This window comes from Sphingomonas sp. CFBP 13603, from assembly GCF_014892665.1.
Classification (GTDB): Bacteria; Pseudomonadota; Alphaproteobacteria; order Sphingomonadales; family Sphingomonadaceae; genus Sphingomonas.
Genome location: NZ_JADBIA010000002.1, coordinates 447,527 through 471,988, shown reverse-complemented (window position 1 = coordinate 471,988; position 24,462 = coordinate 447,527). Strand labels below are relative to the sequence as shown.

The 24,462-nt window shown below is 65.8% G+C and carries 26 protein-coding genes; 16 read left to right on the top strand and 10 right to left on the bottom strand.

All coding sequences use genetic code 11. The annotated features are described in order from the left end of the window. Positions 1-95: 95 nt before the first annotated feature. The 4 genes from IFR23_RS05010 to IFR23_RS04995 all read right to left on the bottom strand — a co-directional run bounded on the left by IFR23_RS05010 (position 96) and on the right by IFR23_RS04995 (position 6,292). Complete coding sequence (locus IFR23_RS05010; protein WP_192974930.1) at positions 96-2,300, bottom strand: xanthine dehydrogenase family protein molybdopterin-binding subunit; 2,205 nt, start codon at positions 2,298-2,300, stop codon at positions 96-98. Between the two features lie 217 nt (positions 2,301-2,517). Next, positions 2,518-4,749 carry a xanthine dehydrogenase family protein molybdopterin-binding subunit gene (locus IFR23_RS05005; protein ID WP_192974929.1) on the bottom strand — a complete coding sequence of 744 codons (2,232 nt, stop codon included), beginning with the start codon at positions 4,747-4,749 and terminating at the stop codon, positions 2,518-2,520. Positions 4,750-4,751: 2 nt separating this feature from the next. Next, positions 4,752-5,732, bottom strand: coding sequence for an FAD binding domain-containing protein (locus IFR23_RS05000; protein ID WP_107964072.1), 981 nt, complete (start codon positions 5,730-5,732; stop codon positions 4,752-4,754). Then, the gene (locus tag IFR23_RS04995; RefSeq protein ID WP_082441359.1) at positions 5,729-6,292 is read right to left on the bottom strand and encodes a 2Fe-2S iron-sulfur cluster-binding protein; all 564 of its coding nucleotides are present in this window, start codon (positions 6,290-6,292) and stop codon (positions 5,729-5,731) included. The genes IFR23_RS05000 and IFR23_RS04995 overlap by 4 nt, the downstream gene beginning before the upstream one ends. A gap of 141 nt (positions 6,293-6,433) precedes the next feature. Here IFR23_RS04995 and IFR23_RS04990 point away from each other — a divergent pair, with 141 nt between their 5' ends. Together IFR23_RS04990 and IFR23_RS04985 are read left to right on the top strand one after the other, a co-directional pair. Then, on the top strand, positions 6,434-7,438 hold the full coding sequence (locus IFR23_RS04990) for a glycerophosphodiester phosphodiesterase (protein WP_192975027.1): 1,005 nt from the start codon (positions 6,434-6,436) through the stop codon (positions 7,436-7,438). Then, the gene (locus tag IFR23_RS04985; protein ID WP_192974928.1) at positions 7,439-7,717 is read left to right on the top strand and encodes a hypothetical protein; all 279 of its coding nucleotides are present in this window, start codon (positions 7,439-7,441) and stop codon (positions 7,715-7,717) included. Positions 7,718-7,855: 138 nt separating this feature from the next. Here IFR23_RS04985 and IFR23_RS04980 read toward each other — a convergent pair whose 3' ends face one another. Beyond that, on the bottom strand, positions 7,856-8,413 hold the full coding sequence (locus IFR23_RS04980; protein WP_244655471.1) for an alpha/beta hydrolase: 558 nt from the start codon (positions 8,411-8,413) through the stop codon (positions 7,856-7,858). A 119-nt stretch (positions 8,414-8,532) separates the two neighbouring features. After that, positions 8,533-9,198: a TIGR02117 family protein gene (locus tag IFR23_RS04975; RefSeq protein WP_192974926.1), complete on the bottom strand. Its 666-nt coding sequence runs from the start codon at positions 9,196-9,198 to the stop codon at positions 8,533-8,535. Positions 9,199-9,220: 22 nt separating this feature from the next. On the opposite strand from IFR23_RS04975, the gene phhA reads away from it, so the two are divergent. After that, positions 9,221-10,090, top strand: coding sequence for a phenylalanine 4-monooxygenase (phhA, locus tag IFR23_RS04970; RefSeq protein WP_192974925.1), 870 nt, complete (start codon positions 9,221-9,223; stop codon positions 10,088-10,090). A 219-nt stretch (positions 10,091-10,309) separates the two neighbouring features. Here phhA and IFR23_RS04965 read toward each other — a convergent pair whose 3' ends face one another. The 4 genes from IFR23_RS04965 to IFR23_RS04950 all read right to left on the bottom strand — a co-directional run bounded on the left by IFR23_RS04965 (position 10,310) and on the right by IFR23_RS04950 (position 14,876). Next, positions 10,310-11,245, bottom strand: a complete 936-nt coding sequence (locus IFR23_RS04965) for a 50S ribosomal protein L11 methyltransferase (RefSeq protein ID WP_192974924.1) — start codon at positions 11,243-11,245, stop codon at positions 10,310-10,312. Beyond that, positions 11,235-11,924, bottom strand: a complete 690-nt coding sequence (locus IFR23_RS04960; protein ID WP_192974923.1) for an SDR family NAD(P)-dependent oxidoreductase — start codon at positions 11,922-11,924, stop codon at positions 11,235-11,237. The genes IFR23_RS04965 and IFR23_RS04960 overlap by 11 nt, the downstream gene beginning before the upstream one ends. A 213-nt stretch (positions 11,925-12,137) precedes the next feature. Then, on the bottom strand, positions 12,138-13,502 hold the full coding sequence (locus tag IFR23_RS04955) for a methyl-accepting chemotaxis protein (protein WP_244655449.1): 1,365 nt from the start codon (positions 13,500-13,502) through the stop codon (positions 12,138-12,140). An 18-nt stretch (positions 13,503-13,520) separates the two neighbouring features. After that, positions 13,521-14,876, bottom strand: coding sequence for a methyl-accepting chemotaxis protein (locus IFR23_RS04950; RefSeq protein ID WP_374956451.1), 1,356 nt, complete (start codon positions 14,874-14,876; stop codon positions 13,521-13,523). Positions 14,877-15,098: 222 nt separating this feature from the next. Here IFR23_RS04950 and sdhC point away from each other — a divergent pair, with 222 nt between their 5' ends. From sdhC to sucD, 13 genes are all read left to right on the top strand, one after another. Next, a complete protein-coding gene (gene sdhC, locus IFR23_RS04945; RefSeq protein ID WP_274599155.1) occupies positions 15,099-15,509 on the top strand; it encodes a succinate dehydrogenase, cytochrome b556 subunit in 411 nt (136 codons plus the stop codon). Next, positions 15,509-15,895 (top strand): succinate dehydrogenase, hydrophobic membrane anchor protein, encoded by a 387-nt coding sequence (sdhD, locus tag IFR23_RS04940; RefSeq protein WP_060524023.1) that lies wholly within the window; start codon positions 15,509-15,511, stop codon positions 15,893-15,895. Before sdhC ends, sdhD begins: the two co-directional genes overlap by 1 nt. After that, the gene (gene sdhA / locus IFR23_RS04935; RefSeq protein WP_056047438.1) at positions 15,895-17,697 is read left to right on the top strand and encodes a succinate dehydrogenase flavoprotein subunit; all 1,803 of its coding nucleotides are present in this window, start codon (positions 15,895-15,897) and stop codon (positions 17,695-17,697) included. Before sdhD ends, sdhA begins: the two co-directional genes overlap by 1 nt. 16 nt (positions 17,698-17,713) lie before the next feature. After that, positions 17,714-17,986 (top strand): hypothetical protein, encoded by a 273-nt coding sequence (locus tag IFR23_RS04930; RefSeq protein ID WP_192974922.1) that lies wholly within the window; start codon positions 17,714-17,716, stop codon positions 17,984-17,986. 196 nt (positions 17,987-18,182) lie between these two features. Next, positions 18,183-18,431, top strand: a complete 249-nt coding sequence (locus IFR23_RS04925; RefSeq protein ID WP_192974921.1) for a DUF1902 domain-containing protein — start codon at positions 18,183-18,185, stop codon at positions 18,429-18,431. A 6-nt stretch (positions 18,432-18,437) separates the two neighbouring features. Beyond that, the gene (locus tag IFR23_RS04920) at positions 18,438-18,635 is read left to right on the top strand and encodes a type II toxin-antitoxin system HicA family toxin (RefSeq protein ID WP_192974920.1); all 198 of its coding nucleotides are present in this window, start codon (positions 18,438-18,440) and stop codon (positions 18,633-18,635) included. Between the two features lie 60 nt (positions 18,636-18,695). Continuing rightward, positions 18,696-19,277, top strand: a complete 582-nt coding sequence (locus IFR23_RS04915) for a ClpP family protease (protein ID WP_056484564.1) — start codon at positions 18,696-18,698, stop codon at positions 19,275-19,277. Between the two features lie 133 nt (positions 19,278-19,410). Further along, on the top strand, positions 19,411-20,193 hold the full coding sequence (locus tag IFR23_RS04910) for a succinate dehydrogenase iron-sulfur subunit (RefSeq protein WP_056060672.1): 783 nt from the start codon (positions 19,411-19,413) through the stop codon (positions 20,191-20,193). A 179-nt stretch (positions 20,194-20,372) separates the two neighbouring features. Next, entirely contained in the window at positions 20,373-20,840 is a 468-nt protein-coding gene (locus IFR23_RS04905; protein ID WP_192974919.1) for a PaaI family thioesterase, read from the top strand. Between the two features lie 135 nt (positions 20,841-20,975). Further along, positions 20,976-22,067 carry a cell division protein ZapE gene (gene zapE, locus IFR23_RS04900; protein WP_136189355.1) on the top strand — a complete coding sequence of 364 codons (1,092 nt, stop codon included), beginning with the start codon at positions 20,976-20,978 and terminating at the stop codon, positions 22,065-22,067. Between the two features lie 127 nt (positions 22,068-22,194). Further along, positions 22,195-23,157: a malate dehydrogenase gene (gene mdh / locus IFR23_RS04895; RefSeq protein ID WP_056060667.1), complete on the top strand. Its 963-nt coding sequence runs from the start codon at positions 22,195-22,197 to the stop codon at positions 23,155-23,157. A gap of 66 nt (positions 23,158-23,223) precedes the next feature. Further along, the gene (locus IFR23_RS04890; protein WP_093396776.1) at positions 23,224-23,520 is read left to right on the top strand and encodes a GIY-YIG nuclease family protein; all 297 of its coding nucleotides are present in this window, start codon (positions 23,224-23,226) and stop codon (positions 23,518-23,520) included. A gap of 54 nt (positions 23,521-23,574) precedes the next feature. Beyond that, entirely contained in the window at positions 23,575-24,459 is an 885-nt protein-coding gene (sucD, locus tag IFR23_RS04885; RefSeq protein ID WP_093396778.1) for a succinate--CoA ligase subunit alpha, read from the top strand. Positions 24,460-24,462: the final 3 nt, after the last annotated feature.

Genomic DNA, 24,462 nt, shown 5'->3' with positions numbered 1-24,462 from the left:
AGCTGGTGGAGGGGGCCAGCCGCAGACGTTACGCTTGGGGTCGCCCCCCTCCACCACGCCGTGGGGCGCGGTCCCCCCCCCGTGCCGGGGAGAGATCAGACCGCCGGCAAACCCTCGAGCAGCTTGTCGAGCGTCACCGGAAAGTCCCGAACCCGAACCCCCGTCGCGTTGTAGATGGCATTCGCCACCGCAGCCCCCGCGCCGGAAATCCCAAGCTCGCCAACGCCCTTCGCCCCGACCGGGTTCGCGGAATCGTCGATCTCCTCGATGAAATGCACTTCGAGCTGCGGAATGTCGGCATTCACCGCGACATGATATTCGCCGAAATCGGGGTTCACGAACGCTCCGGTCCGCGTGTCGACGATGCCCTCCTCGCTCAGCGCATAGGCGATCCCCCACGCCATCCCGCCGGTGATCTGGCTCGTCGCGGTCTTGCGATTGAGCACCCGCCCGACGTCGAACACGCCGAGCATCCGCCGCACGCGCGTCTCGCCCGTCACCGCGTTCACCGCGACCTCGACGAAGTGCGCGCCGTGGCTCGCCTGGCTGGTGCGCTTGCTCTCGGCACCCGGCCCGGTCTTGCCCATCGCCACGATCGGTTCGCCGCGCACGAGATCGGCAAGCTTCACCGACCGCCCGCCAGCGCTCACGCAGCCATCGTGCAAGCTCAGATCCTCTGGCGCGGCATTCATCCGCAACGCCAGCTCGCCAAGGATATCCTCGCACGCCAGCACCACCGCCGAACATGCGCTGCCAGCGCCGAACGACCCGCCCGACCCCGCGCTCGGCGGGAAGTCGGTATCGCCGAGCCGCACATTCACCTCGGCGACCGGCAGCCCGAGCATCTCGCCCGCGGTCTGCGCGAGGATGGTGTACGTCCCCGTGCCGATATCGGTCATGTCGCACTCGACCGTCGCGCGACCGTCCGCCTCCAGCCGCACGCGCGCCTGCGCCTCGACGGTGAAATTGCCGCGCAGGCTCGCCGCCATGCCGATCCCGACCAGCCACTCGCCGTCGCGCACCGACCCCGGCGCCGGCACCGTGTCCGGCCAGCCGAACCGCTGCGCGCCTTGCGTGTAGCAATCGAGCATCCGCCGCGTGGAGAACGGCTTGCCGCTTACCGGATCGGTCTCGGGCTCGTTGCGTCGCCGCAGCTCGATCGGATCGATGCCGAGCTGCTCGGCCAGCTCGTCCATCGCGCACTCGACCCCGAACGTCCCGACCGCTTCGCCCGGCGCCCGAACCGCACCGCTCGCCGGCAGGTCGACGCGGACGAGGTCGGTCTTGAACCGCCGCGCGTCGCCCCGGTACAGCGGCAAGGTCCCGAACGGCACCGGCTCGAGAAACTCGCCATCGTCGTTCTGCGCGACGACGCTCTCATGCCCCATGCCGAGGATCACGCCGTGCTCGTCGGCAGCGATCCGGATCCGCTGCGTCGTGTGCGACCGGTGATGCACCATATACGCGGTCTGCCGGCGGGGCAGGGCGACCTTCACTGGCCGCCCGACGACCTCCGCCGCGATCGCCGCGAGGATCGCCTCGGGCCCGACGCCGGTCTTGCCCCCGAACCCTCCGCCGACATACGGCGCGAGCACGCGCACCTTGTCCGCATCGATCTTGAGCGCCTTGGCGATCGTTTTCCGCGCGCCGCCGATCACCTGGTTGCTCGACCGCACGGTGAGTTTGTCGCCCTCCCACCACGCGGTGGTGGCATGCGGTTCCAGCGCGGCGGGGAAATGGACGGGCGTCGTGTAGGTCCGATCGAACGTCACCGCCGCGTCCGCCATCACTGCGTCGAGATCGCCATTGTTGATCGGCGGGAGGAAGCCGATTTCCGGCGCGGTGTCGACCGGCTGTGCCTCGACGTCGAACCGGTCCTCGCCCGCCTCGGTGCGAACCAGGACCAGCGCCGCGGCATCGCGCGCGATCGCCTGGTCCTCGGCAACGACGATCGCGACCGGCTGGCCGAGGTGGAGAATCACGTCAGTGTCAAACAGCGGCATCGCGCGAGAGTTGGATTCGCCGGCCGGCATGCGCGCGTCGTCGTGAATGATGGCGATGACACCAGGCAAAGCCTCGGCGGCGCTGACGTCGGTGCCGAGGATGCGCCCGCTGCCGACCGGAGTACCGACGATCGCGGCATAGGCGATGCCGTCGGGCGTGCCTTCATACGCATAATCCGCCACGCCGGTGACCTTAGCCGGCCCCTCGATCCGGTCGAGCCCGAGCCCGAGAACGCCCTGCTTCGCGCGGTCGAGACCACCCGGCCGAAACGCCGCATCCATCACGTGTTCGTTCATTCTGCGGTCCTCGGGTGGAGCGAAGGATATGGGTAGGGCGGGGGCGTTTGACGAGGTCACAGCCCAACCCCAAAACACCACCCCGGCGAAGGCCGGGGCCCAATTGGGGAACGAGGGTAACGGCGGACAATCCTCCGTTATCAAAGCCTGCCCAATTGGGCCCCGGCCTCCGCCGGGGAAGTAACTATTTTAGCGGTATCTCTACTTGAGGCGAGCCTCAAACAGCCGGCAACTGGTCCAGCAACTTATCCAACGTGATCGGGAACTCGCGTACCCTAATACCCGTCGCATTATACACCGCGTTCGCCACCGCAGCACCCGCGCCCGAAATCCCCAACTCGCCGATCCCCTTCGCGTGGATCGGGTTCGCATGGATGTCGCGCTCGTCGACGAAGTGGACGTCCATTTGCGGCACGTCCGCATTGGCCGGCACGTGATATTCCGCCAGATCGTGGTTCACCAGCTTGCCGGTCCGCGTGTCGTGGATCAGGTCCTCGGTAAGCGCGGTGCCGATCCCGAAGGTCATCCCGCCGAGGCACTGCGACCGCGCGGTCTTCGCGTTGAGCACGCGCCCCGCCGCGAACGACCCGAGCATCCGCCGCACCCGCGTCTCGCCGGTGATCACGTTGACCGCGACCTCGGCGAAATGCGCGCCGAACCCAGCCTGCGACGTCTCCTTCTCCTGCTTGCCCGGCTTGATGTGCCCGGTAGCCTCGAGACCCTTGCCGACCAGCTCGCCGATCGGCGTCGAGCGGTTGTCGCCGATCGCGTTGCCGTCCTTCAGCGTCAGGCCGTCCTCGTCGACGCCCGCCGCCTTGGCGAGCTTCCCGCGCAGCATCTCGCACGCGAGGTACACGGCAGTACCCGAAGACGCCGCACCCCACGAACCACCCGAACCAGCGGCGGGAGGATCGTTGGTATCACCCAGCGACATCGTGATGTTCTCGACCGGGATCCCGAGGATCTCCGACGCGATCTGCGCCAGGATCGTGTAGCTGCCCGTGCCGATATCGGTCATCGCCGACGACACCGTCGCCGAGCCATCCGGGTGGATCTCGACCTTGGCGGACGATTCCATCATCATGTTGCCGCGCACCGCCGAGGCGACGCCCATGCCGATCAGCCACTCGCCCTCGCGCCGCGTGCCGGCCTTCTGGCGCTTGTCCCAGCCGAACTTCTTCGCACCCTCGTCGAGCGCACGCGTCAGGTTGCGCGACGAATAGGGCACGTCCTTCTCAGGGTCGATCTTCGGATCGTTGCGCTTGCGCAGTTCGATCGGATCCATCTGGAGCTTCTCGGCCAGCTCGTCCATCGCGCCTTCCAGCGCGAGCATCCCGACAGCCTCGCCCGGCGCGCGCATCGAGCCCGACAGCACGAAGTTCACATCGACCACCTCGTGCGTGATCAGTCGGTTCTCACCGCCGTACAGCAAATGCGTGCCGATACCCGCAGGCTCGAAATAATCCTCGGTCGGCTGGTTCGAGGTCAGCGTCTCGTGACCGATCGCCAGCAACTTGCCATCGGCATCCGCCGCGAGCCGCACATGCTGCTCGGTATTCGACCGCCGCACGGTCGCCTCGAACACCTGCGGGCGCGACATCACCGCCTTGACCGGACGGCCAAGCTGCTTCGCCGCGATCGCCGCCGCGACGCTCTCCGGCGCGATGCCGAGCTTCGATCCGAACCCGCCGCCGATATAGCGCGCGATGATCCGCACCTTCTTCTCCGACAGCCCCAGCGACTTCGCCAACTGCTGCGCGTCCGAGGTCGGCATCTGGTACGCGCCGTACAGCGACAGCGAGCCGTCCTCTTCCCACACCGCGGTCGAGGCATGCGGTTCCATCGCCGCCGAGTTCTGGCTCGGCGTGACATAGGTCGAATCGATCGTCACCGTCGCATCGGCCATCGCCTTGTCGACGTCGCCCTGCTTGAAATGCGCGGGCGTCGCATCGTCCGGCGGCGTCCGCGTCTCGTCGCGGTGCGCGGCGAAGTCGTACTGACCCTCGGCCTCGTCATACTCGATCGGCAAGCGAGCCGCCGCATCGCGCGCAACCTCGAAGCTCTCGGCGAGCACGATCGCGACGATCTGGCCGAAGAACGCGATGTCCTTCACGCCTTGCGTCGGTGCATCGGTCGCGCCGCCCTGCGCCGAGACGCGGATGAACTGGTCGAAGTCGGTGACGACGTCGATCACGCCGGGGATCGACTTCACCGCATCGACGTCGATCGAGACGACTTTCCCCGCCGAGATCTTCGTGCCGACCAGCACGCCGTACGCCATGTTGGCGAACTGATACTCCGCAGCATAGGTCGCCGTGCCCGTAACCTTCAGCGGACCGTCGATCCGGTCGAGCGGCTTGCCGATGACGCCCTGGACGCCCGTATCCAGAAGACTGTCCGGATGCGGCTTGTCCATCGTCAGGCTGTTCGTAGTGCCAAGACCAAACATGCTTATGCTCCCGTGACGTTGCGCAGCGTCGCGATCAGCGTGCGACGGGCGAGGGGGATCTTGAAGTCGTTCGAGCCATAGCCCTTGGCGTCGGCCAGCAGCGCGGTCGCCGCAGCCTCGAACACGGCATCGGACGGCGCCTTGCCGACCAGAGCCGCCTCGACCGCCGGGTTGCGCCACGGCATCGGCCCAAGGCCACCGAACGCGAGCGAAGCCGACGCGATCACGCCGTCCTGCACGTCGACGATCGCCGCCACCGAGACGAGCGCGAACGCATAGGACGCACGGTCGCGCACCTTGCGATATTCCTGCTTGCCCTTGACCGGTGCCGGCAGCTCGATGTGCGTGATCAGTTCACCCGCTTCGAGCGCGTTCTCGATCTGCGGCGTATCGCCCGGCAGGCGATAGAAATCGTGGATCGAGATCCGCCGACGATCGCCGTCTGCCTTCAGCGTCACGATCGTCGCGTCGAGCGCCCGCATCGCCACCGCCATGTCGCTCGGGTGCGTTGCGATGCAATGCTCGCTCGTCCCCAGCACGGCGAGGATGCGGTTGAAGCCGCCGATCGCTGAACACCCGCTGCCCGGCTCACGCTTGTTGCACGCCGCCGCGGTGTCGTAGAAATAATAGCACCGCGTCCGCTGGAGCAGATTGCCCCCGGTCGACGCCTTGTTGCGCAACTGCCCCGAAGCACCCGCCAGCAACGCCCGACTCAGCACTTCGTACTTGGCAACGACCCGGCGATCGGCGGCGAGATCGCTGTTCGGCACCAGCGCACCGATCGTCAGCCCGCCATCCTCGCGCTCCTCGATCTTCGCGAGATCGAGCCGCGAGATGTCGACCAGCTTGTCCGGAGTTTCGACCTGCAACTTCATCAGGTCGAGCAAATTGGTACCCCCCGCGATGAACTTCGCACCAACGGTGTCGATATCCTTGACCGCAGCCTCGGGCGTAGCGGGCTTCTCGTAGGTGAAGGTCTTCATGCCACCAGCTCCCCGCGCGCGTTGGCTTCCATCGCGGCGTCCTTCTCGTCCGCGGTCCGGCCTGCGGGCTCGGCACCACCGACTTCGCGGATCGCATCGACGATGTTCGGATACGCGGCGCAACGGCACAGATTGCCGCTCATGCGCTCGGAAATCTCGGCATCGTCGAACTTCGGATCGGTCAGGTCGCCCGACGCATGGCTGGCCCAGCCCTTCTTGACCTCGTCGAGCATGCCGACCGCCGAACAGATCTGCCCCGGCGTGCAATAGCCGCACTGATACCCGTCATGCCGCACGAACGCGTCCTGCAGCGCATGGAGGTTACCCGGCTGGCCGATCCCCTCGATCGTCGTGATCTCGTCGTCCTGATGCATCACCGCGAGCGTCAGGCAGGAATTGACGCGGCGCCCGTTGATCAGCACCGTGCACGCGCCGCACTGGCCATGATCGCAGCCCTTCTTCGAGCCCGTCAGCCCGAGATGCTCGCGGCACAGGTCGAGCACCGACGTACGAATATCGGGCTCGGCGTCATATGATTGACCATTGATCGTGAAATGCATGGCGGTGCCCCTGGTTGAATGTGCCGGGAATGTACGGATTTCGAGGACTTAACGCCGATGCGACCGATCGTTTCCTATTGCGACAAGCTCTCACGTGTTGGTACGCTGGCGTTCATAGCGCTGAGCGGGCAAGCTGCGGCGATGACGCCAGCTTCTCCCCGATTGTCGCCCCCAATCGTGATTGCGCACCGCGGTGCGAGCGGGCTCCGGCCCGAGCATACGCTGGCGGCCTATGAGCTCGCGATCGACCAGGGCGCGGACTTCATCGAACCCGATCTGGTGCCGACCAAGGACGACGTCCTCGTCGCTCGCCACGAGAACAACATCGCGGAGACGACCAACGTCGCCGACCACCCCGAGTTCGCCGCGCGGAAAACCACCAAGACGATCGACGGCCAGACGATGACCGGCTGGTTCGTCGAGGACTTCACGCTCGCCGAACTGAAGACGCTGCGCGCGAAGGAGCGCCTGCCCAAGCTCCGCCCCGCGAATACGGCCTATGACGGCCAGTTCCAGATCCCCACGCTCGCCGAGATCATCGCGCTCGCCAAACGCCGCACGACCGAGACGGGCCGGACGATCGGCATCTATCCCGAGACCAAGCACCCGACCTATTTCGCCAAGATCGGCCATCCGACCGACGCGAAGCTGGTCGCCGAACTGCGCGAGGCCGGCTGGGATTCGGCCAAAGCGCCGGTGTTCATCCAGTCGTTCGAGGTCGCCAACCTCCAGCGCCTCCACAAGATGACGAAAGTCCGCCTGATCCAGCTCATGGACGGGGAGGGCGGTCCCGTCGATGGCGCGCAGCCGAGCTACAAGGCGATGATCACGCCCGAAGGCCTGAAGGCCGTCGCCGCCTACGCCTACGGCATCGGCCCGAACAAGAGCATGCTCTGGACCGATGCGACCCCGACCACGCTGGTCGCCGACGCGCACGCGGCCGGCCTGCGGGTCCACCCCTGGACCTACCGCGCGGAGAACTATTTCGAACCGACCCGCTTCCGCCGCGGCACCGATCTCGCCGCCCACGGCGACATCGCCGCCGAGATCGACGCCGGACTTGCACAAGGTATCGACGGATTGTTCACCGACTTTCCGCTATACGGAAGCCAGGCGCGCGATCGGTCCCGCGCAGGAGTGAAGTAAATGCGTAAAGTCATCCCCGTACTCGCGGTCCTGCCGTTCCTCGTAAGTGGCTGCATCAGCACTGCAACCTCGATCGTGAAGGCACCGTTCCAGGTCGCCGGCAAGGCGGTCGACTGGACCACCACCAGCCAGGAAGAATCCGACCGCAACTACGGCAAGAAGATGCGCAAGCAGGAAGCCGAAGAGGGCAAGCAGCGCAAGGAACTCGCGAAGCGCTGCAAGCGCGACCCGCAACGCTCGGAATGCGGGCAGTACCAAGGGTATCGCGCCGGGAATTGATCGGCACCCCCATACCACCCAAGCGAAGCCCCACCCCGGCGAAGGCCGGGGCCCAGTTGGGCGAACCGAAGTAACGTCGCGCTGCCCCCTGTCAGCAACGTTCCCCAACTGGACCCCTGCCTCTGCTGGGGAGGTGGCCTAGTCCGCCAAAGCCTTCGCCACCGCGATCAGCACCGCCGGTTTCAGCTGCACGCCGAGATGCCCGCTCCGAACCTCCACGGCACGCCCCGCCGCGTCGTGGCATATGAACCCGTTGACCAACCCGTCCGACCGGCTCCAGATCGCGGTCGACCGTATCGGCAGCGGCGCGGCAATCGCCGCGCTGCGCGCGATCACCGCCGGATCGTCGAGCCGCTCGCCCGTCATCCATTCAAACGCTCGCCAGACGTTGGTCGCCTTGGCAGAGCCCGCAAAAGGCGAGCTGACCGTGATCACGGCCCGAACCAGATCGGGACGTTGGTGCGCGACCAAGCGCGCCATGATCCCTCCGAGACTCACCCCGACGAGCGTGACCGGCCCGGTTTGCGCTGCCCGCGCCGCGATCCGCGCTATCAAGTGCTCTGCCTCCACGCCGACCGTCCGCACGCCGAGATTGCGCCCCAATCCCCAGCCGGTCGCGCGGTAGCCGAGCCTTTTCAGATAGCCCCGCATCACGAAGTTCGAGCGGTCGGTGTTGAACAGCCCCGGAAGCACCATCACCGCCCTCCCGTCACCGCGAGGTACCGCAGCCAGCGCCGGACGATGGCGCCACCATGTTGCAACCGTCCACGCCGCGCGCGGCAACTCTGCGGCCCAAAGCGCTTTCGACGGCGGCTTCAAAACCACCCCATCACAGTAACCGGAAACGGCGTCCACTTACCAACCCGAACCCCCGCAAACCGAAGCGCATCCCCCGTCCACGCATTACACGTCCGCACCGCACTATACCGCCCGTTAGCCTCGTAAAACGCATCATACCCGGCATACCCCCGGTACCGCGCACCCCCATCGCGAAAGCTCGCCCGGATATACGCCGCCAACCGCCGATACTGCTTTGGCGTTACCACGATCTCCCGAGCCCCATCCCCCGCGCGCGGCCTCGGCAGATGATCGACATGCATCAACGTCCGCGTACTGCCGAACGCCGCGCCCATCACCGTCCGCAATTTCACGTCGGCCCAGGTCGGCGTCTCCAGGTAGAACGTCTTCTCTCCCCACCCGAACGCCACATGATCGAACGCGCCATACCGCGGATCGCGCAAATCCTCCGCCCGAGCCACCCCGCGCCAATCCACCCCGGCCGCGACCTTCGGCACGATGATCCCGGTATGCACGCCGTTGCTCTCGACGAAGATATGCACCCCCTCGGCCGGCGCCCGCCAGTCGCGGTTGCTCGGGATCGACCCGCCGACCAGCCCCGCCACCGCATAGCTCGCAACGACGCCGAACACCGCCGCGATCGCCCGTAAAATCCATGTAACCCAACGCGTTTCCGTCTTCATTCCGTCATGCTAGACCAGCCGCATGGCCAATGACACACACGTACTGAGCACCCCGCCCGAAGGCGCTCCCGACTGGACGATCCCGCAGAACTGGGCGGATTACACCGCGGAGGATCACGCGACTTGGGACACGCTGTTCGCGCGCCAGTCGAAGCTGCTTCCCGGCCGCGCTTCGAACGCCTGGCTGCGCGGGCTCGACGTCCTGAAGCTGTCGAAACCCGGCATCCCCGATTTCGAGGAACTCTCCGAACGCCTGACCAAGCTCACCGGCTGGTCGGTCGTCGCGGTCCCCGGCCTCGTCCCCGACGACGTGTTCTTCGACCACATGGCCAACCGCCGCTTCGTCGCCGGCAACTTCATCCGCCGCCCCGACCAGCTCGACTACCTCCAGGAACCCGACGTCTTCCACGACGTGTTCGGCCACGTCCCGATGCTCGCCGACCCGGTGTTCGCAGACTACCTCGCCGCCTACGGCCGCGGTGGCCAGCGTGCGCTTGGGCTCGACGCGCTGAAGTATCTGGGACGGCTCTACTGGTACACGGTCGAGTTCGGGCTGATCGCAGAACCCGAAGGCCTGCGCATCTACGGCTCGGGTATCGTCTCCAGCTACGCGGAAACGCGGTTTGCCTTGGACGACCCAAGCCCGAACCGCATCGCGCTAGACCTCGCCCGTGTGATGCGGACCGAATACCGGATCGACGATTTCCAGCAGAACTATTTCGTCATCCCGAGCTTCGAGGAGTTGCTGCGGCTGACGGTAGAGACCGACTTCGCGCCGCTGTACGAAGAGCTGAAGGCGCTCCCGGATATCCCGGTCGCGCGGATCGAGCCGGGCGATGTGGTGCTGACCGAAGGCACGCAGGACTACGCTACCGGCAAGATTGTCGCGTAACTGACAGAGGCACCACCCCGGCGAAGGCCGGGGCCCAATTGGGCGAACCTCCGAGATCGAACCGCACCGCTATCCCAATTGGGCCCCGGCCTCCGCCGGGGTGGTGTTAGGCGTGGGGTGAGGCCTCCCTCCCCAAAAGATTGTTCCCCCGCGAAGGCGGGGGCCCAGACTGGACCCCCGCCTTCGCGGGGGAACAAGCTTCTGCTGGGAAGGGGTATTCTAGATATCCAACGCCCACCCATCACGCCCCTTAGGATCGAACGGCCCCTCCGCCACAAACCTCTCCGCCCCAGCGCGCAACCGAAGCACACTCCAATCCCCCCGCCGGTCGACAGCTTCCAGCGAACACCCGCAAGCCTCATACGCCGCGACAACCCCAGCCCGCTGCGTCTCCAGCAACCCGGCTAGAACAATCGTCGCCCCAACATCCGAAATCGAAGCGATCTCCGGCGCCATAGACACCAGCGGCCCCGCCAGAATATTCGCGATCACCAGATCATACGGCGCCCGCGCCACGATCGCATCGTCCAGCGTACCGTCCGCCACAACGAGATCGATCCCCTCGACCCCGTTAAGCGCCGCATTCTCCGCCGTCACATCGATCGAGACCGGATCGATATCCGTCCCCATCACCTTGGCCTCAGGCCACAAATGCGCCGCCGCAAACGCCAGCAACCCCGTCCCCGTCCCGATATCGATCACGTTCGCAAACGTCGCATCCGCCAACCCGTCGAGCATCGCCAGACACCCGCTGGTCGTCTCGTGATGCCCCGTCCCGAACGCCCGGCTAGCCTCGATCAGGAACGCTCGCTTGTCCGCCGGCACCGCGCCCGCATGCGCGCCCGTATGCACGAAGAACCGCCCGACCGACAAAGGCTCGAGCCCGGCCTGGCTCATCGTCACCCAGTCCGCATCGCCCAACCGCTCGACCGCGATCTCGGCCCCCGCCGCACTCGGGACTAGCGCCCGCACCGCCGCGACCGTGTCGGCCGCCGGCTCATGCTCGAAATACGCATCGAGCCGCCAGGATTCGACATCGTCCTCGATCTCCTCGGTGGTCATCAGCACGCCGTCGATCGTCAGATCGTCGCTCGCATCGATCGCCTCCGCCTCCGCCCGCGTGCAGGGGAGGGTGAGCTTCCAACTATCGGACATAACTCGCCCCATTCACGTCGATCACCGACCCCGTCATCGAAGCCGGCGCCTCCAACGCCAAAAACTTAGCCGCCGCCGCGATCTCGTCAGGCGCAGCGACCCGCCCGAGCGGAATGTCCGCCAGCAACCCATCGCCGCCACGGCTCGACAGATAATCCTCCGCCATCCCGGTCATCGTGAACCCGGGGCACACCGCGAATGCGAGGATCCCCTCCCGAGCATAGCCCCGAGCGATCGTCTTGGTCATCGCCACCATCCCCGCCTTCGACGCGGCGTAATGCCAATGCGCCGGCGAATCCCCGCGATACGCCGCCCGGCTCGCGATATTGACGATCCGCCCACCGACACCGCGCGACTGCCAGTGCAATACCGCCAACCGGCACAGCTCGGCCGACGCGGTAAGGTTGATCCGCATCGTCCGCTCCCACTGCGCGGTCCAGTCGTCGTCGTGAAGGGGGCTGGCCTCGAACACGCCCGCATTGTTGATCAGCACATCGATCGTACCGCCAGCCTGCTCCAGCGCCGCGTTCCACAACGCAGTCGGCCCTTCGGGATCGCTGAAGTCGGCCGGGATACCGCTAGCGGTCCCATGCCCGATGACGGAAGCGCCCGCATCGGTCAGCGCCGCATGAATAGCCGCGCCGATACCGCGACTGGAGCCGGTAAGAAGAATAGTCATGCCAGCGCTCTAGCGCCGCAGGCCGTATCCGTCACCAAGCCGAAGAAGGAATGGTTCACGCGGAGACGCGGAGACGCGGAGGTGATGCGCGTCGGTCAGGCGCTGCGTATAACGCTGCGTATAACAACGTGAGTTTTGAAGAACCTCCGGTTACGCCAGGCCCTCCGCGTCTCCGCGTCTCCGCGTGAACCCGTTACTCTCCTCCGAAGCCCCTCAAGCCACGCTAGCCGAAAACCCGTCCGCCGCGCCGCGCAGCACACCCAGCTTGTCGTCCACCGCGCAAAAGCCGTGCCCGAGCTGATCGATCTCGACCGCCACCCCTTCGGTATCCTGGCGGATCGCGGCGATCGTCGTCGACATCGCGTCCGCCGCCAGCGCCGTCTCGTCGACCGCTGCAGTGATCGCGGTGACGGTCTGCGCCTGCGCGTACATCGCAAACCTGATCCGGTCCGCGCTCTCCTGCACCTCCGCGACCGTCGACTTGATCGACGCGTTGGTGACGACGGTCGAGCGCGTCGCCGCCTGGATCGCAGCGATCTTTCCGGCAATGTCATCGGTCGCGCGCGCGGTCTGGTTGGCCAGCGATTTCACCTCCTGCGCCACCACCGCAAAGCCGCGCCCGGCATCGCCCGCCCGTGCCGCCTCGATCGTCGCGTTGAGCGCCAGCAGGTTGGTCTGACCGGCGATGCTGCGGATCAACCCGAGGATCGATTCGATCGACTTCGCATGCTCGCTAAGGGTCTCCGACATGCCGACCGCTTCGCCCGCCTGCGCCGAGGCGCGGGTCGCGATCTCTGCCGCCGCCTCCACTTCGGTCCGCGCATCCTCGATCGCCCGGATCAGCCCGGCGGCAGTCTGCGCCGCCTCGCGCATCGCCAGGGCCGATTGTTCCGCGGCCGCCGCGACCTCGCTCGCCTTGCTCAGAACGCCGCGTGTCGAGGACGATGCCGCCGCCGCCTGCACGCGGATTCGCGCGCCCAGAGCGGCGGTATCCTCGATCGACGCGGCGATGCGCTGGCGAAAGTCGGATGCCCGCGTGCCCCGTTCGGCGCGTGCCGCCTCGGTGTCGGTCGCGCCGAGATACGAGGCCATGATGTCCGCCTCGATCAGCGCGAGCCGCTGTACCGCATCCGCCACGATCCGCATCGTCGCGGTGTCGGTGCCGAGGCGGTCGACGACCAGGTTCAGCGTCGCGCTATGGGCGAAAGCGGCGGCCGACAGCAGCGCGGGCAGGGGGATACCCGACTGGCGCGAACTCTCCGCATGGTCGATCGCCATAGCCTCCCACGCTTCGTCATACGGCGACAGGTACCGCATCCGGGCATAGACCGCGCTCTGGGCGATCCGCCGTTCGAGCCGGTCGGGCGTGATCTGCGCGGCGATATGGCGCACCGCGTCGAGCGACAGATAATGCCGCCAGAACATCTCGCCGATCCGCCGGTGATCGTCCTCGTCGAGCAACGCGCTGAGCGTGGCGCAGGCCGGCGCGATCAGCCCGTCCCAATCATAGTCGCCGACGCGCTCGCGCAGCGATCTGGCCGAACGCATTGGCGTCGCCAGCGCGGTATCCGCGGTCATGACCTCTCCCAAGGCTCGTTATGCAGCGACTTTGGCGACGAAATCGCCGGCGCTGTTCTTCAGATTGCTCAGCCGTCCATCGAGCACGTCGAAGCCGCGGCCGACGCCGTCGATCTCGCTCGCGACGGTCTCGGTATCCTCGCGGATCGCGGCGATCGTCGTCGACATCGAATCGGCGGCAAGCGCGGTTTCGTCGACCGCAGCGGTGATCGCCGTCACGGTCTGCGCCTGCGCCTCCATCGCGTAGCGGATGCGATCGGCCGATTCCTGGACTTCGGTGACGGTCGCCTTGATGCTGGCATTGGTCTCGACGGTGCCGCGGGTGGCGGACTGGATCGCGGCGATCTTGGCGGCGATGTCATCGGTCGCGCGCGCGGTCTGGTTGGCCAGACTCTTCACCTCCTGCGCGACGACGGCGAACCCGCGGCCTGCATCGCCTGCGCGCGCCGCCTCGATCGTCGCGTTCAGCGCCAGCAGGTTGGTCTGACCGGCGATATCGCGGATCAGGCTGAGGATCGATTCGATCGACTTCGCATGATCGCTCAGCGCTTCCGACATGCCGACGGCTTCACCCGCCTGTACCGACGCGCGGTTGGCGATCTCCGCTGCAGCTTCCACCTCGGTCCGCGCATCCTCGATCGCCCGGATCAGCCCGGCGGCGGTCTGCGCCGCCTCGCGCATCGCCACGGCGGACTGTTCGGCGGCCGCGGCGACTTCGCTCGCCTTGCCCAGCACCGCGCGAGTCGATGCCGAGCTTCGGACCGCCTGTTCGCGCAACGTATGCCCCTCGTTGGTCGCGGTCTCGACCATCGCCGCGATGCCGTCGCGGAATTCCGCCGCCAGCGTATCGCGACCGACCTGTGCGGAGTGCGCGCGGTAATTGTTGTAGATCGCGACGGTGATCTCGCCCTCCAGCGCGGACAGCCGCATCAGCGTGTCGATGTAGCGCGGCAGCTTGACGCCCTCGCGGTCGACCCGGCGCATCAGCACGTCGAGCGCGGCACGGTCGCTCGCGCTGATCATCGACAGCAGCGCCATCGGCGATACGTCCGCCGCATAGGCCGCGGCGACCGACCGCTCGACCGATTCGATCCAGGCCCGGCCCGCGGTATCCAGAAACCGGTTTCTCAGGAACGTGCAGCCGATCTCGATCATCTTTTCGGTCTCGCTCGGCGCCCAGAGACGCTCGTCCGCGAAGCACCGAAGCCATTGTTCCCAATACGCTTTCGAGACGATCGCGATCTCGGGCTCGAGCGCGTCCCACACTTCGCGGCTCGCCACTGCCAGCGAACCATCGAAATCGAACACCCGCAGCCGCGCCGGGATGTCGACGGTGGCGGCGATCGAGCCGAGCGTCGGCAGGTCTTTGGTCAAGGCGGTGGACTCCGAAATCGGGTTTTGCCCGTCCAGCGCTACCGCCTATTGTTTAAGAGCTGGTTAGGGATCGATGGTAATCTTCGCTCGCCGTGCACGACCTCGACGCGGGTGACGCGCGATTGCCTTGGGTTACAGATGGGCGGCCAATGGGTTGCATCGCAGCACGCGGAGTCTAATAGGTCGGCCCAACCATCTTTTTTACGATCGAGGACTCCGCCCTTGGCATCGCGCAACCCGGCACGCCCGCTATCTCCCCATCTGCAGGTTTATAAATGGGGCCCGCACATGCTGGTCTCGATCCTGCACCGCGTGACCGGCAGCGGGATGGCGACCGTCGGCAGCCTGCTGCTCGTCTGGTGGCTCGCTGCGATCGCCGCGGGCGATCAGGCCTATGCGACCTTCGTCGACGTGTTCACCACCGAGACGGGCCGGCTCAACATCCTCGGCTATATCGTTGCGGTCGGGCTGACGCTGTCGCTGTTCCAGCACATGATGACCGGTATCCGCCACTTCGTGCTCGACACCGGCGCCGGCTACGAACTGAAGCGCAACAAGATGGGCGCGATCGCGACGATGGTCGCCTCGGTTGCGCTGACGGTCGTGTTCTGGCTCTACATGGGGATCAAGTAATGGGTTCGGGTACGGCAATCGGTCGCGTCCGCGGCCTCGGCAGTGCGAAACACGGCGCGCATCACTGGTGGCAGCAGCGCCTGACGGCGGGCGCCAACCTGTTCCTCATGCTCTGGCTGATGATCTCGGTCGCGCGGATGCCCGGCTATGATTACGCCGCGGTCCACCTCTGGCTGCAGTCGGCCTGGGTCGCGGTGCCGATGGCGCTGCTGATCCTGTCGGTCTTCTATCACTTCCGTCTCGGTCTGCAGGTCGTGATCGAGGATTACATGCACGACGAAAGCCGTGTCGTGACGATGATCCTCCTCAACCTGTTCACCTTCACGCTGGGCGGCATCGCCCTGTTTGCGATCCTGAAGGTCGCCTTCTCCGGAGCTCCCGCGTAATGTCAGCTGCCTACAAGATCATCGATCATACCTATGATGCGGTCGTCGTCGGTGCCGGCGGTTCCGGCCTGCGCGCGACGATGGGCATCGCCGAGAGCGGCCTGAAGACCGCGTGCATCACCAAGGTCTTCCCGACCCGTTCGCATACCGTTGCAGCGCAGGGCGGCATCGCTGCCTCGCTCGGCAACAACTCGCCGGATCACTGGACCTGGCACATGTTCGACACCGTCAAGGGTTCCGACTGGCTCGGCGACCAGGACGCGATCGAGTATCTCTGCCGCGAGGCGCCTCAGGCGGTCTACGAGCTCGAACATGCGGGCATGCCGTTCAGCCGCAACGAGAACGGCACGATCTATCAGCGTCCGTTCGGCGGCCACATGCAGAACATGGGCGAGGGCCCCCCGGTCCAGCGCACCGCCGCTGCCGCCGATCGCACCGGCCACGCGATGCTCCACGCGCTGTATCAGCAGAGCCTGAAGTACAACACGGACTTCTTCGTCGAGTATTTCGCGCTCGACCTGATCATGGAGAACGGCGTCTGCCGCGGCGTCATTGCGCTGTGCATGGAAGACGGCTCGATCCATCGCTTCCGCAGCCACCAGACCGTGCTCGCCACCGGCGGTTACGGCCGCGTCTATTTCTCGGCGACCTCGGCGCACACCTGCACCGGCGACGGCAACGCGATGGTGCTCCGCGCCGGCCTGCCGCTCCAGGATATGGAGTTCGTCCAGTTCCACCCGACCGGCATCTACGGCGCAGGCGTTCTCATCACCGAGGGCGCACGCGGTGAGGGCGGTTACCTGACCAACTCCGAGGGCGAGCGCTTCATGGAGCGCTATGCCCCGTCGGCGAAGGACCTCGCCTCGCGCGACGTCGTCAGCCGCTCGATGGCGCTCGAAATGCGCGAAGGCCGCGGCGTCGGCAAGAACGGCGACCACATCTTCCTGCACCTCGATCACATCGATCCCAAGGTGCTCGCCGAGCGCCTGCCGGGCATCACCGAGACTGGGAAAGTCTTCGCCGGCGTCGATCTCACGCGTCAGCCGCTGCCGGTCACGCCGACCGTCCACTATAACATGGGCGGCATCCCGACCAACTTCCACGGCGAGGTCGTCAACCTCGTCGACGGCAACCCCGATGCGGTCGTCCCCGGCCTGTTCGCGGTCGGCGAGGCCGCGTGCGTCTCGGTCCACGGCGCCAACCGCCTCGGCTCGAACAGCCTGATCGATCTCGTAGTGTTCGGCCGCGCGACCGGCCTGCGGATCAAGGACACGCTGAAGCCCGGCACCGCGCACGCGCCGCTGCCCAAGGGGTCGGAAGATCTGGCGCTCACGCGTCTCGACCATTTCCGCAACGCAAGCGGCGGGTCGCCGACCGCGCAGATCCGTCTCGACATGCAGCAGACCATGCAGAAGCATTGCGCGGTGTTCCGCGACACCGAGTTGCTGAACCAGGGCGTCGAGAAGATGGCCGGGATCTACAGCCGGATGACCGACGTCGCCGTGAAGGATCGCAGCATGATCTGGAACACCGATCTGGTCGAGACGATGGAGCTCGACAATCTGATCGGCCAGGCAGTCGTGACGATGAACTCGGCGGCGAACCGCACCGAGTCGCGCGGCGCGCACATGCACGAGGATTTCCCCGAGCGCGACGACGCGAACTGGATGAAGCACACCATCACCACCTTCAACGGCTGGGGCGGCAAGGGCGGCGAGACCAAGATCGATTTCCGCCCGGTCCACGACTACACGCTCACCGACGACATCGACTACATCAAGCCCAAGAAGCGGGTGTACTGATGAGCGGGATGTTTCGATGACGTGGGCCATCATCGCGATCGGGTTCCTCGTGCCCGTCGCGGTGGGGCTCCTGACGCGCTTCCAACCGATGATCGCCGGCTTCCTATGGCCGGTGGTCGTCGCGCTGCTGACCGCGATCTACGTCTTCGGCATCGAACCCCGCGGCGTGGGCGAAGAACCCCAGAAGATAGCGATCACCTTCTACGCGCTCTTTTCGCTGGTAGGCGGCGTCCCCGGCGGCCTCGTAGGCTGGATCCTCCAGTACAAGCGCACAACCAAGGCTAGCTGAACCCCCTCCGGTTCTCCTGCGAACGCAGGAGCCCAGGGTTACGGAACGCGGCATTTGTGATCCTGGACTCCTGCGTTCGCAGGAGAACGGCTGTTGGGTGTAGTCCGCGTCCGACCCGGCAAAACCGCAATTGTGGCGCCGACGGGCATTTCGGCGTACACCAACCCCAGCAATCCGCGGAAAGACGAGGTTGGACATGGCGCACTGGACGATCCGTGCAGACTACGACCCCGAAGCCAGCGTCTGGTATTCGGTAGACGGCGACATCCCCGGTTTCGCTGCCGATGCCGCCACGCTCGAAGCACTCGTTGAAAAAGCCGCGGCGATGCTGCCCGACCTGCTCGACATTCACGCCAACGATATCGCCGATCCCACGCGCCTCGCTGGCCCGCACCGCATCCGGATCATCGCGCACCACGAGCGCGATTTCGAGATCGCGGCCTAACGGATCATGGTCCGGGGATACGCCGCGCAGGTTCGCGATATCCTCACGGCGAACGGATGCACCTTCGTGCGCAGCGGCAAGGGCGATCACGAAATCTGGCACAGCCCGCACGCGCCACGCCCGGTCGTCGTCGACGGCACGATCCTGTCCCGCCACACGGCCAACGCCATCCTCAAACAGGCGGGGCTTGCCACGAAGCTTTAGGCCCTCGCGCTTTTATCCTGTCCCTCGGAACCCACCGCCCCCGCAAAAGTTTGCCGCGGCATGACCGACACATCCCCCGCTTCGAACGCCCGCAACTACCCCTTGCTGGCCGCCCCCCATATCCACCTCCATGGCCCCGTCGACGACGCGATGTACGACAATTTCAAGTCGCAACTCGTCGCCGCCCCCACCGAGGGCCCGCTGGTCGTCTCGATCACCACGCTCGGCGGCGACCCGGAAGTCGCGCGCGCCATGGGTGACAACATCCGCCTGCTCCGCGAATACACTGGCCGGGAGACGCTCTTCCTCGGCAAGGTCGCGGTCTATTCCGCCGGCGCGACGTTCATGTCCGCCTTCCCGGTCGACAGCCGTTTCCTCACCCGCAACAGCCGCATCATGATCCACGAGCGCCAGATGCAGAGCACGATCGAACTCAACGGCCCGCTCAACACGCTCTCCTATACGCTCAAGGCCAAGCTCCACGAGATCGAGGACTCGATCAACATCCAGGAGGAAGGCTTCCGCGCGATCGTCGAGGGCTCGAAGGTGTCGCTCGAGGAATTGAAGAAGAAGGCCCCCTCCAACTGGTACATCGAGGCAGAGGAAGCCCGCGACCTGGGGCTTGTCCTCGACATCATCTGACCCGGCGCGAGCAGGCAACGCGACAGCGGGTGTGACGCATGTTGCACCCGCGAAGCTAAGGATTTGCGGGGAGGGCCCCTGTCATGTATCGGCTCTGACAACCTATAATCACACCACGGACGGACCGCTCGCAATGGCCGAATTCTCGCTCCCGAAAAACAGCGTCGTCAAGAAGGGCGTCAAGCACGCCTCGACCAGCGGGGGTAAGCGTCTCAAATCGTTCAAGGTCTACCGCTACGATCCCGACAGCGGCGAGAACCCGCGCTACGATAATTTCGAGCTCGATCTCGACGACACCGGCCCGATGGTGCTCGACGCGCTGATCAAGATGAAGAGCGAGCAGGATTCCTCGCTCACCTTCCGCCGCTCGTGCCGCGAGGGCATTTGCGGCTCGTGCTCGATGAACATCAACGGCAAGAACGGCCTCGCCTGCACCACCGCGATCGAGGATTGCAAGGGCGAGGTCCAGATCACGCCCCTGCCGCACATGGACGTGATCAAGGACCTGGTCCCCGATTTCACGCATTTCTACGCGCAATATTCGTCGATCAAGCCGTGGCTGCAGACTGTCACCCCGCCGCCCTCGGGCAAGGAACGCCTCCAGTCGCCGGAAGACCGCTCGAAGCTCGACGGCCTGTACGAGTGCATCCTGTGCGCCTGCTGCTCGACCTCGTGCCCGAGCTACTGGTGGAACGCCGACAAATTCTTGGGGCCGGCGATCCTGTTGCAGGCCTATCGCTGGCTCGCCGACAGCCGCGACGAGATGACCGGCGAGCGTCTCGACGAGCTCGAGGATCCGTTCCGCCTGTACCGCTGCCACACCATCATGAACTGTGCGAACGCCTGTCCCAAGGGTCTCAACCCCGCCAAGGCGATCGCCGAGATCAAGAAGATGGAAGCCGAACGGATCGTCTGATCCCTTCGGTTGGGGGAGGGCCTACCTTTCCCGACTTTTTGGGGGGGGGAGACCTGCCTTCCCCCCACCCCGTTCGTGCCGAGTAGAGATCGAGCGTAGTCGAGAGCTCGTATCGAGGTACATGTCCTTCGATACGCCATCTCGACAAGCTCGATGCCTACTCGGGACGAACGGAAATTATGACGGACAAACCCCATTTCGTCGAAGCCGAAGACCCCGCCAACCCAGGCTGGCGCAGCTGGTCGCTCTCCGACCCCACCCGCTTCAACACCCTCCTCGGCCCCATGCTCTACCGCGTCGACGACCACAGCGTCCGCGTCCGCATCACCCCCGAGCATCGCCACTCGAATCTCCAGAACAACGTCCACGGCGGCGCGCTCCTCGCGTTCATTGACGTCGCGCTGTTCGCCGCCGCCAGAGGCTTCGGCCTGATCACCGCCGGCACCGCGGTCACGCTTGATCTCAACACGCAATTTATCGGCGGCGGCCGCGTTGGCGAGCCGATCGAGGCGCAGGTCGAGGTCCTCAAGGAAACCGGCCGCCTCTTGTTCCTCCGGGGTCTCGTGGTGCAAGGGGACGACGAAACGAAGATCGCCGCCTTCTCGGCCACGATCCGCAAGCCGTCGCCGAAGCCGCCGAAGGGCTGACCCCGGCCGCTACCACCACCCCGGCGAAGGCCGGGGCCCAGTTGGGACACGATCATTGATCAAGCGCAGCGCTCTATCACGGCGACCTTTCCACCTGGACCCCGGCCTTCGCCGGGGTGGTAAAGAGGTGGGGAAGTGACAGTCCTTAAAGCCTATGAAGCCCTCGTAGCCTCGGGCGAACTCCGCCCCGATCCCGAACAAGCCGCCGCCGCCGCGCGCCTGAACACCCTCGCCACCGAACTCGCCACCCCCAAGTCCACCGGCTTCTTCGCGCGCTTCTCCAAGAAACCAGACCCCCGCGGCGTCTACCTCTGGGGCGGCGTCGGCCGCGGCAAGTCGATGCTGATGGACCTGTTCTTCGCCAACGCGCCCGTCGAGAAGAAGCGCCGCGTCCACTTCGGCGAGTTCATGCTCGAGGTCCACGCGCGCATCGCCGCCGAGCGTCGCAAGGAAGTCGGCGACCCGATCGTTCCCGTCGCCACCGCGATCGCCGACGAGACGCGGCTGCTCGCGTTCGACGAGATGATGGTCACCAACAGCCCCGACGCGATGATCCTGTCGCGACTGGTGACGTCGTTGCTCGATTCCGGCGTGACGATCGTGACCACCTCGAACCGCCCGCCCGCCGATCTCTACAAGAACGGCCTCAACCGCGAGCATTTCCTGCCCTTCATCGCGACCATCGAGCAGCGCCTCGACGTGCTCCCGCTCAACGGCCCGGTCGACTATCGCCGCGACCGTCTCGGCAGCCAGGACACCTGGCTCGTCCCCAACGGTCCCGAAGCGACCGCGCAGCTCTCCGCCGCATTCTTCCGCCTCACCGACTTCTCGACCGACGACAGCGAGCACGTCCCGGCCGAAGACCTGATCGTCCAGGGCCGCACGCTGCGGGTGCCGAAATCGCTCAAGGGCGTCGCGGTGTTCAGCTTCAAGAAGTTGTGCGGCGAAGCCCGCGGCGTAGCCGACTATCTCGCCATCGCGCGGAAATTCCACACCGTCATCCTAGTCGGCATCCCCAAGCTCGGCCCCGAGAACCGCAACGAGGCCGCGCGGTTCGTCGCGCTGATCGACGCGCTGTACGAGCACAAGGTGAAGCTCCTCGCCGCCGCCGATGCGCAACCCGGCGACCTCTACGAAAGCGGCGACGGCAGGTTCGAATTCGACCGCACGATCAGCCGCCTCGAGGAGATGCGCTCCGAGGACTATCTCGCCGAGGGCCACCTCTAAGCTTATTGCACATGCGAACTACTCGCAATAACAACCCGCTTTTGTCCTTTTAGCGGTTGCCGTAGCGGGATAATGCGCGTAACCGGCGTCACCAATCACCCCGCACATCAGACGGAGACGGATTGGAATGGCTCGCAAGAAGATCGCGCTGATCGGCGCCGGTAACATCGGCGGTACGCTCGCGCACCTCGCAGCACTCAAGGGCCTTGGCGATATCGTCCTGTTCGACGTCGCCGAGGGCATCCCCCAGGGCAAGGCGCTCGACCTGTCGCAGTGCGGCCCGGTCGAAGGCTTCGACTCGCAGATTACCGGCTCGAACGACTACGCCGACATCGCCGGCGCGGACGTCATCATCGTCACCGCCGGTGTGGCACGCAAGCCCGGCATGAGCCGCGACGACCTGCTCGGCATCAACTTGAAGGTCATGAAGGCCGTCGGCGAGGGCATCAAGGCCAACGCTCCCGATGCATTCGTGATCTGCATCACCAACCCGCTCGACGCGATGGTCTGGGCGCTCCGCGAGTTCTCCGGGCTGCCGCACCACATGGTCGTCGGCATGGCCGGCGTCCTCGACTCGGCGCGCTTCAGCCACTTCCTCGCCGACGAGTTCAAGGTCTCGGTCAAGGACGTCACCAGCTTCGTGCTCGGCGGCCACGGCGACACGATGGTTCCGGTCATCAGCTACTCGACCGTGTCGGGCATCCCGGTTCCCGATCTCATCGCGATGGGCATGTCGAGCCAGGAAAAGATCGACGCGATCGTCAAGCGCACGCGCGGCGGCGGCGGCGAGATCGTCGCGCTGCTGAAGACGGGCTCGGCATACTACGCGCCGGCGACCAGCGGCATCGCGATGGCCGAGGCGTATCTGTACGACCAGAAGCGAGTGCTTCCGGCCGCGGCCTATGTGTCGGGCGAGTACGGCCTTACCGATCTGTACGTCGGTGTGCCGGTGGTGATCGGTGCTGGCGGCGTCGAGAAGATCGTCGAGATCAAGCTGGACGACGAAGCCAAGCAGAACCTCACCGTGTCGGTCGATGCGGTGAAGGAGCTGATCGTGGCCTGCAAGGGTATCGATGGTTCGCTGAACTGATTTGAGGTGAGGTAAGGATCGCACCACCCCGGCGAAGGCCGGGGCCCAATTGGGAAGGCCCCGCTGATGGAAGAACAAGCGTTCGTCTACATCATGGCAAGTGGGTTTAATGGCACGATCTACCTCGGCTCGACGCTGAACCTGGCGAAGCGCGTGTGGGAACACCGCAACGCCGTCGTCGCCGGGTTCACGAAGAAATACGACTGCAAGCTGCTCGTCTGGTATGAGTTAGCCGGTAGTTGGGAAGCCGCCCGGCAGCGCGAGCTGCACATGAAGGAGTGGAAGCGAGACTGGAAGCTGCGTGAGATCAACGGTTTCAATCCCTCTTGGGACGACCTTTACGATCGCATCGCACTACCATGACCGCTTTCCCAATTGGGCCCCGGCCTTCGCCGGGGTGGTAAGGAACGAGACAAGATGAGCATCCTCGTCGACAAGAACACCAAGGTCATCACGCAAGGCATGACCGGCGAAACCGGCAGCTTCCACACCAAGGCGGCGCTGGAATACGGCACGCAGATGGTCGGCGGCGTCACGCCCGGCAAGGGCGGTACGACCCACCTCGACCTCCCCGTCTACAACACCGTCGCCGAAGCCAAGGCGATGACCGGCGCGACCGCGTCGGTCATCTACGTGCCGCCCCCCTTCGCCGCCGATTCGATTCTCGAGGCGATCGACGCCGAGATCGAGCTGATCGTCGCGATCACCGAGGGCATTCCCGTGCTCGACATGGTCAAGGTCAAGCGCGCGCTGTCGGGCTCCAAGTCGCGGCTCATCGGCCCGAACTGCCCCGGCGTGCTGACCCCCGGCGAGTGCAAGATCGGCATCATGCCCGGCTCGATCTTCAAGAAGGGTTCGGTCGGCGTTGTCAGCCGTTCAGGCACGCTTACCTATGAGGCGGTGTTCCAGACGTCGAACGCAGGCCTTGGTCAGACGACCGCGGTCGGCATCGGTGGCGATCCGGTCAACGGCACGAACTTCATCGACGTGCTCGAGCTGTTTCTCGCCGACGACGAGACCCAGTCGATCATCATGATCGGCGAAATCGGCGGCGACGCGGAAGAGCAGGCGGCACAGTTCCTCCGCGACGAAGCCAAGCGCGGTCGGTCGAAGCCGATGGCAGGCTTCATCGCCGGTCGTACGGCGCCTCCGGGCCGTCGCATGGGCCATGCCGGCGCGATCGTGTCGGGCGGCAAGGGCGACGCAGAGAGCAAGATCGCGGCAATGGAAGCTGCCGGGATCCGCGTTTCGGAAAGCCCCAGCCTGCTCGGCGAGACGCTGCTGAGCGTGTTGAAGGGTTGAGCT